General features: G+C 68.3%; 9 protein-coding genes and 1 pseudogene. All 10 read left to right on the top strand.

All coding sequences use genetic code 11. The features are described 5' to 3' along the window. The first annotated feature begins 226 nt into the window (after positions 1-226). The 10 genes and pseudogenes from WT16_RS08160 (at position 227) to WT16_RS08200 (ending at position 15,775) form a co-directional block, all read left to right on the top strand. Complete coding sequence (locus WT16_RS08160; RefSeq protein WP_063533084.1) at positions 227-2,860, top strand: type VI secretion system Vgr family protein; 2,634 nt, start codon at positions 227-229, stop codon at positions 2,858-2,860. Next, positions 2,860-3,714 carry a DUF4123 domain-containing protein gene (locus tag WT16_RS08165; RefSeq protein WP_063533085.1) on the top strand — a complete coding sequence of 285 codons (855 nt, stop codon included), beginning with the start codon at positions 2,860-2,862 and terminating at the stop codon, positions 3,712-3,714. The genes WT16_RS08160 and WT16_RS08165 overlap by 1 nt, the downstream gene beginning before the upstream one ends. Before the next feature lie 30 nt (positions 3,715-3,744). Then, a complete protein-coding gene (locus WT16_RS30585) occupies positions 3,745-4,230 on the top strand; it encodes a DUF3304 domain-containing protein (RefSeq protein WP_082874750.1) in 486 nt (161 codons plus the stop codon). 21 nt (positions 4,231-4,251) lie between these two features. Continuing rightward, positions 4,252-5,844 carry a DUF2235 domain-containing protein gene (locus tag WT16_RS08170; RefSeq protein WP_063533086.1) on the top strand — a complete coding sequence of 531 codons (1,593 nt, stop codon included), beginning with the start codon at positions 4,252-4,254 and terminating at the stop codon, positions 5,842-5,844. Between the two features lie 460 nt (positions 5,845-6,304). Next, positions 6,305-7,283, top strand: a pseudogene (locus tag WT16_RS34820) (iron-containing alcohol dehydrogenase); the annotation flags it as partial. A 339-nt stretch (positions 7,284-7,622) separates the two neighbouring features. Then, positions 7,623-8,063 (top strand): type II secretion system minor pseudopilin GspI, encoded by a 441-nt coding sequence (gene gspI, locus WT16_RS08180; RefSeq protein ID WP_006026851.1) that lies wholly within the window; start codon positions 7,623-7,625, stop codon positions 8,061-8,063. Next, a complete protein-coding gene (locus WT16_RS08185) occupies positions 8,047-8,709 on the top strand; it encodes a prepilin-type N-terminal cleavage/methylation domain-containing protein (RefSeq protein ID WP_063533087.1) in 663 nt (220 codons plus the stop codon). The genes gspI and WT16_RS08185 overlap by 17 nt, the downstream gene beginning before the upstream one ends. Before the next feature lie 292 nt (positions 8,710-9,001). Beyond that, positions 9,002-11,224, top strand: coding sequence for a tetratricopeptide repeat protein (locus WT16_RS08190; protein ID WP_063533809.1), 2,223 nt, complete (start codon positions 9,002-9,004; stop codon positions 11,222-11,224). A 58-nt stretch (positions 11,225-11,282) separates the two neighbouring features. After that, the gene (locus WT16_RS08195; protein ID WP_063533088.1) at positions 11,283-13,535 is read left to right on the top strand and encodes a tetratricopeptide repeat protein; all 2,253 of its coding nucleotides are present in this window, start codon (positions 11,283-11,285) and stop codon (positions 13,533-13,535) included. Next, positions 13,532-15,775: a tetratricopeptide repeat protein gene (locus WT16_RS08200; protein ID WP_063533089.1), complete on the top strand. Its 2,244-nt coding sequence runs from the start codon at positions 13,532-13,534 to the stop codon at positions 15,773-15,775. The genes WT16_RS08195 and WT16_RS08200 overlap by 4 nt, the downstream gene beginning before the upstream one ends. Positions 15,776-15,797: the final 22 nt, after the last annotated feature.

Here is a 15,797-nt window from a genome sequence, read left to right on the forward strand (position 1 = left end):
GCGTGAAAAGTAGAGGAATATTCGCAAAAATATCTGTCCATTTTGGTTAGCCAGACTTGGCCGGCGCGCCGGAGGCTGGCTGCTTTCAAGTTTTCCCCAGCAGATTTGGTATCCTTATTCGCCAAAGATGGCGGTTCGCCGGTACCGATACCGCGCTCGATCGCCTGACAACAAGGGGCGCGACGCGCCCCATTCCGGCGAACCTGAGAAAAAAAGGATTTGAACCATGACATTGGGGCCACGCGGGCCGCAGGAGGCGGCGTTTGCGCCGATCTTCGAGGCGATTCATCGTGGGCTGTTGCAGCGCGAGCGGCTGCTGAAGCTCGACACGCCGCTCGGCGCGAACACGCTGATTCCGTTGCGCGCGATCGGCGACGCCAGGCTCGGCCGCGATTACACGTGGACAATCGACGCCGCGACCACGCGCGACGACCTGAATCCCGACGCGCTGATCGCGCAGCCCGTGACGCTGTGGCTCCAGCAGCCGCGCGGCGTGCTCGACCTGAATGCCGACTACCGGCCGATCCACGGCTATGTGCATACCGTGCGCCGGCTCGGGGCCGACGGCGGCCTGACGTCGTGGCAAATCGGCTTTTCGTCGGCGCTGCACTTTCTCCGGCATCGCCGCGACGAGCATTTCTGGCTCGACCGCGATGCGCAGGACATCCTGTCCGACGTATTCAATCGCTATCCGCAGCTTCAGGGCGCATTCCGGTTCGCGCTGAGCGGGGCGCTCGCGAAGCGTTCGTATTGCCGGCAGAGCGAAACCGACTGGCACTTCGTCAACCGGATCATGGAAGACGAAGGGCTCTATGGCTACTGGACCCACGACGGTCGCGAGCAGAAGACGATGCTCAGGATCGTCGATCGCGTCGAGGCGCTGCCGGACGCCAAGCCGCTCGACTTCTATCGAGGCCATGCCGGCGACGAGTTCGACGGCTTGACGCAATGGGCAACGCTGCGCCAGTTGAACAGCGTGCACGTCGCCTCGCGTTCCGGCGACTACCAGCGCCCGGCGACGCCCTTCGAGGTCCGGCAGTCGGTGCAAACGACCCGCTATGTCGAGCAGACGAACTGGCGCACGCAGGAGCAGAAGGCGATTCCGTATCCGCCGCTCGAAGACTATAGCGCGGGTGCGTACCGGTATCCGGACTCGGATCGAGGCGTTGCGTGGGCGCGCATTCGAGCGGAGGAATACGAGTCGCGCTCGAGGCGGTACGCCGGCGTCGGCGGCTCGCGCTGGGTCGATGTCGGCGGCCGGTTCGTGCTGAACGATCATCCGGCGCACGCCGAAGCCGATCCGAAGGAGCGGGAATTCGTCGCCGTCGCGGCCCGCTGGACGATCGAGAACAACGTGCCGATCGCCCGCTCGGGCCTGCATTTCCCGTACAGCCTGCAATCGGACATCGAGCGGGCGCGCTCGGGTGAGGGCCCGGCGTTCGCGGTTGCGCCGCATCCGCAGGACGGCGCGACGGGCCTCTACGTCATCGAAGTGGACGCGCAGCGCACCGACATCGAATACCGCAGCCCGTTCGAGCATCGCAAGCCGGCCATGTCGGTCGAGATGGCGACGGTGGTCACGCCGAACGGCGAGGAGGTCTGGACCGATCCGCTGAACCGCGTGCGCGCGCGATTCCATTGGGACAGGCAGAGTCCGCCCGACGCGTTCGAGACGTCGCCGCCGTTGCTGGTCGCGCAGTCGGATACCGGGCAGCAGTACGGCGGCGTACACGTGCCGCGTCGCGGCGAGACCGTCTATGTCGATTTCGTCGGCGGCGACTGCGACCGCCCGTATATCGTATCGCGCGCGCCGGGCGGGGCGACGCCGCCGATGTGGCATTCGGACGGGCTGCTGTCGGGCTTCCAGTCGCGCGAATACGGAGGCGGCGGCGGTTACAGCGAGATGCAGCTCGACGATGCGACCGGACAGGTGCGTGCGCGTCTGCTGAGCAAGACGCGGGGTGACTACAGCCATCTGACGCTCGGCTACGGGATCGTTCAGCGGGGCAATACGCGCGGCCGCTATCTCGGCTCGGGCTTCACGCTGCATGCCGACCAATACGGCGCGGTCCGCGCGAATCGCGGCCTGTACATCGGCACGCACTCGACCCGCCATGACGCCGAGCAACTGGAGGTGGACGCGGCGCGCGATCAACTGAAGGACGCGGCCGAGGTGCTCGCGCAGCAGTCGTCGCTGAGCGAGCAGCATCGCGCGGAGAGTCTGAAAGCGGGTCACGACGCGCTCACGGAACTGACCGACGCGACGCGGCAGCCAGTCGAGCCGGGCTTGAGCGGCGGGCGCACGTCGGGCGGCGGCACGGGCAGCGCGAACGGCTTCAAGGTGCCGGCGATGCTGCTCGGCAGCGCGGGCGGCATGGGCCTGACGACGTTTCAGTCGCTGCACACGTCGGCGGATCGGCACGTGAACGTCGTCGCGGGTCAAAACGCGTTCGTCGCGACGGGGAAGTCGTTCGTGGCAAGCGCGGGCGAGAAGGTGAGCGTGTTCGCGCAGGACGGGATCAAGCTGTTCGCGAAGGACGCGGTTCAAATCGAGTCGCATCGCGAGACGATCGATCTGATCGGCCAGAAGACGGTGCGGATCGTGTCGGCGACGGAGCGCATCGAGATCGCGGCGGACAAGGAGATACTGATCACGTCGGGGCAGGCGTACATCCGCCTGAAGGACGGGGACATCCAGATCCATGCGCCGGGCAAGATAGACATCAAGGGCAGCATGCACAGCTTCTCGGGCCCGGCCGGCATGCCGTATCCGATGCCGACGCAGCCGGATGCGGTGTGCGTGCCGTGCATGATGAAACGCGCGGCGGGGCGATCGGCGTTCGTGTCGACGGGGGGCTGATGGATACGCAAACCGTGTTCGGCGAGGCCGATTCGTTAGGGGCGCACCTATATGTGCTCGTCGACCCGTTGCAGAACGGCAGTTTGCCCGGTGCATTGTCGGTCCGGTCGGATCATGTCGCGTGCCTGATGGACGGCGGAGCGGACGTGCGGGCCGTTTCGCCGCACCTCGTCTATATCCCTCCAAGTCACTTTGAATCGGCGCGCGCATGGCTGGAACGACATGGACCGTCATCGCCGTGCGCGACGCTGCTCGCATCGCCATTGCCGCTTGCAGTGCTCGCGGAGCATCTGAAGTTGTTTCTGCGCGTGCGCTTGCCGGATGGCGAACCGATCGTGCTCGCGTATTGGGATCCGGCGATTCTCGCGACGCTGGTCGGTTCGCAAGACGACGAGACGCTGTTCGTGAAAGGGCCGGTGCTGTCCGACGCGCAGCGTCAGGCATGGCTCGCGCCGATCCTGAGGTGGACGTATTGGGATCGCGAAGGCGCGCTGCGTCAGATCGACTGGCGTCAGGCTCGGATGCCGGCCTCCGCCGCGACGCTCAAGCCGCCGCTCAAGCTCGATCAGGGGCAGGTGGATGCATTGATCGATGCGAGTGTGCCGGACGGGTTGCTATTGCATCTCAATGAACGCGATCCGTCGACGTTAGCTGAAATCCCGGAAGACGAGCGCTACGGATTCGTATGCCGGCAGATTGAACGTGCTCGGCAGCGCGGTATCGAGGGAGTCGGCGTGCTCATGGAATACTGCTCGCTTGCCACCCGGTATGGGGAGGCGTTCGAGGCATCGCCCGAAGGCGCTGCATTATTGAAACCGCTACTACCGGTAGCGATCGATCGACCCCAAGCATAATCAGGCTATTTGCCAAGAAGGACGCACAAGATGACCTTTGCTACATTCCAGCGCATGGCTTTCGCGGCGGGCTTTGCTGTCGTCACGCTGACCGCTTGCGCGGGCTCTAGTTTCTTGCCCGACGATCCTCTTAAGGGAGCCGGGCCTGCACTTGGAATGGTGCCGATTAATCATACGGATCGGTATGCGGTGAACATCTTCGTCGAAAAGTATTGGGCTGGCGACGCAGTAGCACATAACGCAGGAGGGAAAACGGCTTGCTGTTTTCCCGGTGTGAAGGACTGGAATAAGCCCGTGACAGTGACGTGGGAATGGGGGTACGAGGAGGATCCGAAGACAAAGGCGGTAACACGGCCAGACGAAAAACATACCGTGCAAGTTCATTTTCCGCCGGGTGGCCCAAATCAAGGTTCCGATCCATACAAGACGGACGCGTACCTCTGCGTTATTTTGCGTGATCGTAATACTGCCGAGTTGGCTTTTTCGCCTAGCGGAACTGGGTGTGCGGCCAAGTAAAACTATCAAACAGGGACGATTATGACAGTTCGACAAGCTGGCAAGCCGATTACTTATGAAGAGATCGCGCGTGCAGCGGTTGACGGAGCGACGAAGCGTATCCTTCGACAGTGTCCAGCCAATCAGGCAGATGCGATTGCATGTCGACTCTATCCGGCACTGTCGTTCTTCTTCGATGGTACGAATAATAATATGGATCGAGACCTGCCACTCAAAAAGCATTCGAACGTTGTCAAGCTGTTTCGTTCTGCGAAGGACTCCGTGGGCGATGAAGCTAGGGCTCTTTATCTTCCTGGCGTTGGAACGCCTTTTAAGTTTATGAAGGTGGCGGGTTATACCGATCAATTGAAAGACGATGACGGTGGGATTGCCGGACTGGGGCTAGGCGCGGGGGGCGATCTGCGTATCAAATATGCATTGGCCGAGTTTTCTCGCCGACTCGAGATTGAATGGGGACCGGGCTCATGGAAGCACATGCGCGAAATCACCGTGGCGATTTTCGGGTTTTCGCGGGGCGCAACGGAGGCACGAGCGTTTGTTCGTCGATTCGTGGAGCAGAAATGCAGTAAAGACGGCGGCAAGCTGTACTGGGCCGCTCCGAATGGCGTGCGCGTGCCGTTGCGTATCAACTTTATGGGACTGTTCGATACCGTCGCTTCAGTGGGCGGTCCCGCTTTACATCTTGACTGGGCGTCGGAACTGGCGATCCCGGCTGAAGTGGAGCGCTGCGTGCACTATGTCTCGGCGCATGAGGTGCGACGAGCATTTCCGCTCGATTCGGTGCGCGTCGACAAGACCTATCCGGGCAACTGCGAGGAAGTCGTATATCCGGGCGTGCATTCCGATGTCGGCGGCGGTTACGGGCCGGAAGAGCAGGGGCGCGAGCAGGACTTGTCGTTGATCCCGCTACGACACATGTATGCCGAAGCTTTGCGGGCGGGCGTGCCATTGCAACCGCTGGATCAGATGGAGCCGAGATTTCGGGACGATTTCAAGCTGGCCGACGACGCTCGGATCGTGAAGTTGTACAACGAGTATATGGCTGCGCTTCCGGCCGCGTTCGGCGATGGCCTCGAAGCGCTGATCCAACCACACCGTTACCTGAACTTCCGGTGGCGCAGCGTTCTTGCTCGCAACCGTGCGGACGATCGCGTATTGGGGCGGCTCTATCAAAAAGTCGGCGCATCGTTTTGCGCGGCCGTGTCGGCCGGAACCGACGCTGACCACCCGCCATGCCAGCCGAACGAATGGGTCTATGACGTCCCGAAGGATCCCGAAGAGCAAGCCAGACAACTATTGGGCGAGCAACGGCGGCTGGAGCGGCATATCGAGTTCCTGCGCAACCCGATCGAACGCCGCCCCGGCCCGCATAGCTACCCGCCGACCCCGCGCGAACTGACTCCATACGAAAAAATGATCCTGTCGGCGTGGGACGAGCAGGAGCCGCCTTTGCTGGCCGTCGATCAACTGCTGGCCGAATACGTTCACGATTCGGTTGCTGCATTCACGTCGTGGCCCTGTGCGCTATGGGATCAGCGGGGGATCTGGTGTGACCAGCGGCGCTATCTCGCGGAGAATGACCCGATGAATGCGGGGGATTTAGCAGTGGCGTAGGCTTTTGCCGATGTCAGAGCCATTACGGTGGCTCGAGCGGTCTTCCCGAAAAGAACGCGGGGACTTCAGCGTGGTTTGTGCGTCGATGTCTGAGGGCGAGTGGAGAGCAACCAGAGCCGCGTTGCAATTGATCTGCGATCCGGTTAGGGCCGGATACGCTAAAGCCCGCTGATCACGGGCACTTTTCCAGTGCGACAGATTTGCTACAGCACGAGGCGAGAGGCTTGTGGAACAAGACTTTTGCCTCTCATTCCATCCCCTGATCCACGTGATCCACAAGGGGAGGTACGACATCGAGTCGATCTTCGTCGCGGACGGCGGCATCTCCGGCCGCTTCAATCCGCAGGCGCTCGCGGCCTGCGCGATCGGCGTCGCCGTGCAGATTCCGTTCATGAACACGCCGATGTACGCGGGCCCGATTCCGCGCTACCTCGACGGCGCGGATCTGTCGTGGCTCGTCGGCCTGCAGGCCGTCATCTTCCCGGGCGCGGAGCCCAATCCGACCGACATCAACGTCCACGACGGCATCGAGCTCTATCAGCGCGAGGGGTGCGACTTCATCGTTTCGCTCGGCGGCGGGTCGTCGCACGACTGCGCGAAAGGCATCGGGCTCGTCACCGCCGGAGGCGGACATATCCGCGACTATGAAGGGATCGACAAATCGACGGTGCCGATGACGCCGTTGATTTCGATCAACACGACGGCGGGCACGGCAGCAGAGATGACACGATTCTGCATCATCACCAACTCCAGCAATCACGTGAAAATGGCGATCGTCGATTGGCGCTGCACGCCGCTCATCGCCATCGACGATCCGCGCCTGATGGTGGCGATGCCGCCCGCGCTGACCGCCGCAACCGGCATGGACGCGCTCACGCACGCGGTGGAGGTCTACGTTTCCACGGCCGCGACGCCGATCACCGACGCCTGCGCCGAAGAAGGCCATCGCGCTGATCGGCGAATGGCTGCCGAAGGCTGTCGCGAACGGCGAATCGATGGAGGCGCGCGCGGCGATGTGCTATGCGCAGTATCTCGCCGGGATGGCGTTCAACAACGCGTCGCTCGGCTATGTGCACGCGATGGCGCACCAGCTCGGCGGTTTCTACAACCTCCCGCACGGGGTCTGCAATGCGATCCTGCTGCCGCACGTGTCCGAGTTCAACCTGATTGCCGCGCCTGAACGCTTCGCCACCGTCGCGTCGCTCCTCGGCGTCAATACGGCAGGCTTGAGCACCGTCGACGCCGCTCGGGCCGCCATTGCGGCGATCCGCGGGCTCTCGGCATCGATCGGCATCCCGGCCGGCCTGGTCGCGTTGGGCGTCAAGGCCGAAGACCACGAGGTGATGGCGAGCAATGCGCAGAAAGACGCATGCATGCTGACCAATCCGCGCAAGGCGACGCTCGCCCAGGTCATCGCGATCTTCGAGGCGGCGATGTGAGCGCCATGACCGCGATGTCACGCGGCCCTTGTCGCGACGAGGGACGACCCGTCGTGACGCGAGCGACGGACGCTCGAACGCGTTGCCCTGGCGCGGCATGCCCGAGCACGCACGCGCGCTTCGCGACGGCGGCGCGTTCGATGCGTTCCGCGATTCGCGCCACGTCCGCCGCCTGGCTGTCTCGTCCCGACTGGAATGGTCCGTACCATTCGACACGTGTCTGCCATACGCGTCGCTTAATGTGCGTACGCGGCGCCGGCCGCGCCGGCGCGGGATGCCTCGCGTGAGCCGGCTTCGCATCCAGTACGGCACCGGGCGACTCATCGACAGACGCAGGCCATGTGCGACGACAAAACCGACCATCACGATCGTCCGGCACGCGGCGGTTCGCGCGCGGCACGGGAACGGGAACAGGAACAGGGATTCACGCTGATCGAGGTGCTGGTCGCGCTCGCGATCGTCGCGATCGCATTGGGCGCCGTGATGCGCGCGATCGGTGCGCTCGCGTCGGACACCGATACGGCCCGCATGCGCCTGCTCGCGTTGTGGAGCGCCGACAACGCGCTCGGCGAGATTCGCATCGCGTCGAGCTGGCCGCCGGTCGGCGCGCGCACGTTCGCGTGCCCGCAGGGGCGTTATCCGTTCGTGTGCCGCCAATCCGTCGCGGCGCTGCCGAGCCCGCTCGTGCGCCGGGTGACGGTGAGCGTCTATCCGTCGGCGTCGAGCCGTAACGTGCTCGCCGAAGTCGCGACGGTGATCCAGAATGAGGCGCGGCGCTGAACCGCGCGCGCTAGCGCGCGCACGGGGCTTCACGCTGATCGAGATGCTGGTCGCGATCGCGCTGCTGGCCGTGATCGCGTTGCTGTCGTGGCGCGGGCTCGACGCGACGATCCGCGGCCGCGACGGCATCGCGTCGAATCTCGCGCAAACGCGCCTGCTCGGCCGCTATTTCTCGCAGTTGCAGTTCGACTTGCTGAACCTCGTGACGGCCGACGAGGTGTTCGGGCCGCCGCTGCGCATCCTGCCGAACGAGCTCGTGATGGTGCGTCACCTCGGCGTAGGCGGCGGGCCGACGCAGGTGCAGGTCGTGCGCTACCAGTTGCGCGGGCGCGAGCTCGTGCGCAGCGCGTCCCGGCCGCTCGCGTCGCTCGCCGAGGTCGAGGACGCGCTGCATCACATGGATGCGTTCGCGCGCGTCGTCGTCGGCCGCGATGCGCGGTCGATGCAGCTTTCCGTATGGATTCCGCCCGGCGGATGGACCACGAGCCAGGCCGTCGTCGAGCAGGCCTACGCGCAATTCCTCGCGCAGCACGGCGTGAGCAATTCGACGTCGCTCGGGATGCCGCTGCCGCGCGGGGTTCGCTTCGCGGTCACGATGGGCTCGCCCGCGGTCGAATACGTGCGGACGATTCCGATCGGGCAGTGACGGCGCCGCGCGACGCCGCCCATGCGCCCCGGCGGGCGCCCGGGCGCGGATCGGATCGAGCGCGGGCATGCGCTTGCGGCGCATCGGCACATCGTCTGCGCGACCGGGCCGCCCGAGCGCGAGCGCGACCGCCCCGGCGCGAAAAGCGCGCCGTCCCCCAGGGCGAAATGGTCCGTAACTTTCGTCATACGTCTGTTATCGGCCGTCCGTTAGTCTCGCCGTGGGCATGATCGCCGCGACCGCCGCTTCGGACGGTCGAGCAGCGGCGCCGGCAATCGGGAAGGGGGCGAACGTGACGGTCGAGCACCGGCATGAGGCACACGCGGGCGCGTCGGGGAACGACGCGTCCGGACTATGGCAATCGGCAGCCGTTCTGGCGCGCGCGAGGAACTGGCACAGCGCCGGAAGGCTCGACGACGCGGCGCGCGAGTATCTCGGCGTGCTCGCGAAGGCGCCCGACGATCCGCGGGCGCTGCATCTGTACGGCGTGCTGCAGTTCCAGCGCGGCGCGGCCGACGACGCCGAATCGCTGCTGCGCCGCTCGATCGCCATCGAGTCGGGCGTGCGCGCGCTGTCGGATCTCGGCGCGATCGCCGGCGAGCGCGGCCGCCTCGACGAGGCGCTCGAGCATTTTGCCGCCGCGTTGCGCGCGGAGCCGGGCGACGTGCAGACGCTCGTGCGCCGCGGCAACACGTTGCTCGCGCTGCGCCGCCATGACGATGCGCTGGCGTCGTTCGACCGCGCGCTCGCCGTGTCGCCGCTCGTGCTCGATGCGCTGTGCAATCGCGGCAGCGCGCTGCGCGCGCTCGGCCGCTTCGACGAGGCGCTCGACACGTACGATCGCGCGCTGATGGTCGAGCCGCGTTCGTTCGAATCGTGGTTCAACCGCGGGCTCGTGCTTCGCGAACTGGGGCGGCCGGCCGACGCGCTGCCATGCTTCGACCGCGCGCTCGCGATCCGGCCCGGCATGGCCGCGATCGCGGCGGAGCGCGGCCGGGCGCTCGTCGCTCTCGGCCGCTACGGCGAAGCGCTCGCCGCATACGACGAGGTGATCGCGGCCGATCCCGCGTGCGTCGACGCGCTCCATGACAGCGCGGTCGCGCTCGCGCGGCTCGGCCGCGCAGACGAGGCGCTGATGCGCTGCGAGCGCGTGCTCGCGCTCGATCCGCTCCACGCCCGCGCGCTCGCGAGCCGCGGCGACGCGCTGTTGCAACTCGAGCGTTACGGCGACGCGCTCGACAGCTATGCGCGCGCGCTTGCGATCGAGCCGCATTCGGCCGAGACGCTGTGCAAGCGCGGCACCGCGCTGCGATTCCTGAAGCGCTTCGACGAAGCCCTGGCCAGTTGCAACGCCGCGCTCGCGTGCGACGGCCGCTTCGCGCACGCATGGATGGCTCGCGGCGGCGTGCTGCGGGATCTGCACCGCCACGACGAAGCGGCGGCGTCGCTCGACCGTGCGCTCGCGCTGCGCCCGGATCATGCGGCGAACTGGCTCGATCGCGGCAACCTCCATGCGGACATGGCGCAGATGGACGACGCGCGCGCCGCATACGACCGCGCGATCGCCCTGCATCCCGGCTACGTCGACGCGCATGTCGCGCGCGCGTCGCTTCATCTGATGGCGGGCGAGTTCGCGCGCGGCTGGCCCGAATACGAATGGCGGCTGCGCGATGCGCGGCTCGCGCGTCACGATCGCCCGTTCACGCAGCCGTCGTGGCGCGGCGATGCGCCGCTCGACGGCAAGACCCTCCTGATCCACGCGGAGCAGGGTGTCGGCGACACGCTCCAGTTCTGCCGCTACGTGCCGCTCGCGGCCGCGCGCGGCGCGCGCGTCGTGTTCGAAGTCGCGCCGCCGCTGCGCACGCTGATGGCGTCGCTGCACGGCGCGGCCGACGTAATCGCGCGCGGCGCGCCGCTGCCGCCGTTCGACTGTCGCGCGCCGCTGCTGAGCCTGCCGCTTGCGTTTCGCACCGACGAAGCGAGCATTCCGCGCGCGGCCGCCTACCTGCATGCGGACCCGCAACGCACGCGCGAGTGGGACGCGTCGCTCGGCGCGCGGCGCCGGCCGCGGATCGGGCTCGCATGGGCCGGCGATCCGGCGCACCGGAACGATCACAACCGGTCGATCGACCTCGCGCGGCTCGCGCCGCTGTTCGATCTCGACATCGACTGGGTGAGCCTGCAGAAGCCCGTGCGCGAGCATGACGAAGCGCTGCTCGCGACCGTTCCCGTGCGGCGCGTCGACGACGAACTCGGCGATTTCGCGGACACGGCCGCGCTGATCAGCGCGCTCGATCTCGTGATCGCAGTCGATTCGGCGGTCGCGCATCTCGCGGGCGCGCTCGGGCATCCCGTCTGGCTGCTGCTGCCCGATCCGCCGGACTGGCGCTGGATGCGCGCCCGCACCGACAGCCCGTGGTATCCGTCGGCGCGGCTCTTCCGCCAGCCGGCGCCCGGCAAATGGGCGGACGTGATCGACGCGGTGCTCGCCGCGATCGAGGCGATGGCACGTTAGGGTCTGTAAACAGCAGACCCTGGGGATAACGAAGCACAACGATCAGCGGGGCCACACGATGACATCGAACGGGGAAGGGACGACACTCGCGAGCGCGCTGGCGGAGCCGCGATCGCCGGATCGCCGCCCGCCCGACGCCGCGCAGCTCGAACGGCTGCTCGCCCGCGCGCGCAACGCGCATCGCGAGGGCGCGCTGCAGCACGCGGAGAAAGCGTACGCCGAGCTGCTCGCGCTCGATCCCGATCACCCGGAAGCGCTGCATCTGCTCGGCGCGGTGCGCTTCCAGCAAGGGCGGCTCGACGACGCCGAGCCGCTGATGCGGCGCTCGGTCGAGCATCGGCCGGCGCCGCTCGCGCTCGCGAACTACTCGGCCGTGCTCGCAGGGCTCGGGCGCGCGTGCGACGCGCTCGCGCGCCTCGACGAAGCGCTCGCGATCAATCCCGCGCATCCGCGCGCGTTGTACCAGCGGGCCGGCCTGCTCGCGCAACTGGCGCGGCACGACGACGCGCGCGCCGCATACGATCGTTTGCTCGAACGCACGCCCGGCTTCGCCGACGGCTACGTGAAGCGCAGCGACACGCTGCGCGCGCTCGGCCGCTTCGACGCCGCGCTCGCCGATTGCGACCGCGCGGTCGCGCTCGCGGGCCGCACGTTCGACGCGATGCGCGCGCGCGGGCTCGCGCTGCGCGCGCTCGGCCGCTTCGGCGACGCGGCGGACAGCTACGGCCACGCGCTCGCGCTGACGCCGGGCAGCGCCGATGTATTGTTCCTGCGCGGCGTCGCGTATCTGGACCTGCACGAGCCCGAGCGCGCGCTCGCGGATTTCAATGCGGCGATCGCGGCGAGCCCCGGGTTCGTCGACGCGATCTTCAACAGCTCGATCGCGCTCGACCAGCTCGGCCGGCACGACGACGCGCTCGCGCGCTGCGAGCGCGCGCTCGCGATCGAGCCGCGCCACGCGCGCGCGCTCGCGAATCGCGGCAACGCGGCGAGCCATCTGGGGCGCCACGGCGACGCGGTCGACAGCTACGCCCGCGCGCTCGACGTCGAACCGGACAGCGTCGGCGTGCTGTGCAACTACGCGAGCGCGCTGATGCGCGTCGATCGCCATCGCGATGCGCATCGCGCGTGCGACCGCGCGCTCGCGCTCGCGCCGCACGATCCGCACGCGTCGTTGACGCGCGCGCGCGTGAGGCTGGAGACGCACCGCTACGACGAGGCGCTCGACGATCTCGCGCGCGCGATCGCCGTCGCGCCGCGCGAGAAGCTCGCGCATTTCCACCGCGGCAACGCATTGCGCGCGCTGCGGCGTCACGAGGAAGCGCGGCAGGCCTACGCGGATGCGATCGACATCGATCCCGACTACGCGCCCGCGCACTGCATGCGCGCGTTCCTGTGCCTGTCGATCGGCGATTTCGAAGCCGGCTGGGCCGAGTACGAATGGCGCTGGCGAGACAGCCAGCTCGACGGAAGCCGGCGCGACTTCGCGCAGCCGCGCTGGACGCGCGGCATGCCGATCGACGGGCGCACGATCCTGCTGTACCACGAGCAAGGGCTCGGCGATACGCTGCAGTTCTGCCGCTACGTGCCGCGCGTGAAGGCGCTCGGCGCGTGCGTCGTGGTCGAGGCGCCCGTCGAGCTGAAGACCCTGTTCGCGACGCTCGACGGCGTCGACGCGCTCGTCGCGCGCGGCGAGCCGCTGCCGCCGTTCGACCTGCATTGCCCGCTCCTCAGCCTGCCGCTCGAATTGCGCACCGATCTGTCGTCGATTCCGGCGGACGTGCCGTACCTGCGGGCCGACCCCGTTCGCGTCGAGCGCTGGCGGATGCGTCTCGGTGCGAGCGGCCGGCCGCGCGTCGGTCTCGTGTGGTCGGGCAATCCGCTGCACGTGAACGACCGCAACCGTTCGATGACGCTCGCCGATCTGCTGCCGCTGTTCGACGACCGCTACGAATGGGTGAGCCTGCAGAAGGTGATGCGCGATGACGACCGTCCGGCGCTCGACGCGAGCCCGGTTCGCTTCGTCGGCGACGAGCTGGCGGATTTCGCGGACACGGCCGCGCTCGTCGAAGCGATGGATGCGGTGATCAGCGTCGATACGTCGGTCGCGCACCTGGCCGGCGCGCTCGGCCGGCCGCTCGCCGTGATGCTGCCGCACACGCCCGACTTCCGCTGGCTGCTCGATCGCGACGACAGCCCGTGGTATCCGGGCGCGCGGCTGTTCCGCCAGCCCGAGGGCGGCGAGTGGGCGAGCGTCGTCGAGCGGGTCCGCGGCGCGCTGCCGGCGCTCGTGGCCGCAGGCGCGCGGTGAGCGCGGGGCCGGCGTCCGGCGTTCATGCCGCATCGCTGCGGGCAGCCGTCGACGACGCGCTGCGCCACGCGCGCAAGCGGCTCGAACAGCGCGATTTCGCGGGCGCGGGGCGGCTCTACGAAGGCGTGCTGACGATGATGCCGGACCACGTCGAGGCGCTCCATCTGCTCGGGCTCGTCCATCTGCAGCTCGGCGATCCGGCGCGCGCGGAGCCGCTGATCGCGCGGTCGATGCGGTTCGGCCTGAACCAGCCGTGGAATCTCGCGAATCATGCGGCGGCGCTGACGGGCGTGGGCCGCCATCGCGAAGCGCTCGACGCCGCCGAGCGCGCGCTCGCGGGCGACGCCGGCCACGCGCCGTCGCATGCGGCGCGCGGCGACGCGCTGCTCGCGCTCGGCCGGCACGACGACGCGGTGGCGTCGTACGATCGCGCGCTCACGCGCGAGCCGGGCCGCGCCGCCACGTGGGTCCGGCGCGGCGAGGCGCTGCGCGCGCTCGGCCGGCCCGCCGACGCGCTGATCAGCGTCGGGCGCGCGCTGCGTGTCGATCCGGACGACCCGCGCGCGCACGCCGAACGCGGCCACGCGCTGCGTGCGCTCGGTCGCGGCGACGAAGCGCTGCACAGCTACCAGCTCGCGATGGTCGTGCGCGGCAAGACGCCCGATCTCGTCTACGCATGCGGGTACGCGCTGATCGAGCTGGGCCGGCCGGCCGAGGCGCTCGCATGCATCGACGAAGGGCTTGCCCGCGCGCCGGACGACGCGCAGTTGCTGTTCGTGAGCTGCGTCGCGCTCGATCTGCTGCACTTGCGCGACGAATTGCTGAAGCGATGCGACCGGCTGCTCGCGCTGAACCGCGACGACGTCGGCGCGTGGATCGGCCGCGGCAACGCGCTGCTCGGGCTCCGGCGCCACGCGCAGGCCGCGCACGCGTATGGCGAGGCGCTCGCGCGCGCGCCGGCCGATTTCGACGCGCTGCGCAATCGCGCGGGCGCGCTGCGCTCGCTCGGCGCGTTCGACGATGCGCTCGCGCTGTACGACCGCGCGCTCGAAGCGGCCGGCCCGCATGCGGAAGTGCTGTGCAACCGCGCGATCACGTTGCAGCATCTCGGCCGCCACGACGAAGCGCTCGCCGGTTACGCCGCCGCCGCCGCCGCGCCCGGCCATTCGGCGCAGGAGATCCATGCGCGCGCGGTCGCGCGCCAGCAGCTCGGCGATCACGCCGCCGCGCTTGCCGATTTCGCGCTCGCCTGCGCACGCGATCCGAAGCACGGCGTCGCGCGTCGATCCGAGGCGTTCTGCCGCCTGCTGATGGGCGATTTCGATGCCGGCTGGCGGCAGCACGAGGCGCGCTGGGACGCCGCCGACGTCGCGCTGCACCGGCGTCATGCGGACCGGCCGCAATGGCGCGGCGACGTGCCGCTCGCGGGCCGCACGCTGCTGCTGCACGCGGAGCAGGGTTTCGGCGACACGCTGCAGTTCTGCCGCTACGCGAGCCTCGCTCACGACCGCGGCGCGACCGTGCTCGTCGAAGCGCCGCAGGCGCTGGCCGAACTGCTCGGCACGCTGAGAGGCGTCGCCGGCGTCGTCGCCGAAGGGCAGGCCGTGCCGGCGTTCGACCTGCACTGTCCGCTGATGAGCATGCCTTACGCGTTTTGCACGACGCTCGACACGGTGCCGGCGGACGTGCCGTATCTGCGCGCCGATCCGCGGCGGCGCGCCGCGTGGATCGAGCGGCTCGACGCGGCCGCGCCGTCGCGCCGGCTGCGGGTGGGGCTCGCATGGTCCGGCAATCCGCTGCACGCGAACGACGAGAACCGCTCGATGACGTTCGCCGCGCTCGCGCCGCTCGTCGCGCTCGACGCGACGTTCGTGAGCCTGCAGCCGCAGATGCGCCCGCGCGACGCCGACGCGTTCGGCGCAAGCGGCGTCCTGTCGTTCGACGGCGCGCTGACGGATTTTGCGCAGACGGCCGCGCTCGTCGACGCGCTGGACCTCGTCGTGAGCGTCGACACGTCGGTCGCGCATCTGGCGGGCGCGCTCGGGCGGCCCGCATGGGTGCTGCTGCCGCGCGTGCCCGACTGGCGCTGGCTGCTCGATCGCGACGACAGCCCGTGGTATCCGGGCGCGACGCTGTTCAGGCAGACGCGCCCCGGCGACTGGCGCCCGGTGGTCGAGCGCGTCGCGGCGGCGCTCGCCGCGCGCATCGCGCGGGGAACCCGCGCGACGGGCCGACTGTGACAAAAGCTACGGACCTTTCGCG

The sequence above is a fragment of the Burkholderia sp. MSMB1589WGS genome, from assembly GCF_001636105.1.
In the GTDB taxonomy this organism is placed as follows: Bacteria; Pseudomonadota; Gammaproteobacteria; order Burkholderiales; family Burkholderiaceae; genus Burkholderia; species Burkholderia humptydooensis.

Excerpts from the sequence above, each read along its gene's own strand:
- WT16_RS08160 (WP_063533084.1), top strand. The coding sequence starts at position 227 with ATGACATTGGGGCCACGCGGGCCGCAGGAGGCGGCGTTTGCGCCGATC.
- WT16_RS08165 (WP_063533085.1), top strand. The coding sequence starts at position 2,860 with ATGGATACGCAAACCGTGTTCGGCGAGGCCGATTCGTTAGGGGCGCAC.
- WT16_RS30585 (WP_082874750.1), top strand. The coding sequence starts at position 3,745 with ATGACCTTTGCTACATTCCAGCGCATGGCTTTCGCGGCGGGCTTTGCT.
- WT16_RS08170 (WP_063533086.1), top strand. The coding sequence starts at position 4,252 with ATGACAGTTCGACAAGCTGGCAAGCCGATTACTTATGAAGAGATCGCG.
- gspI (WP_006026851.1), top strand. The coding sequence starts at position 7,623 with ATGTGCGACGACAAAACCGACCATCACGATCGTCCGGCACGCGGCGGT.
- WT16_RS08185 (WP_063533087.1), top strand. The coding sequence starts at position 8,047 with ATGAGGCGCGGCGCTGAACCGCGCGCGCTAGCGCGCGCACGGGGCTTC.
- WT16_RS08195 (WP_063533088.1), top strand. The coding sequence starts at position 11,283 with ATGACATCGAACGGGGAAGGGACGACACTCGCGAGCGCGCTGGCGGAG.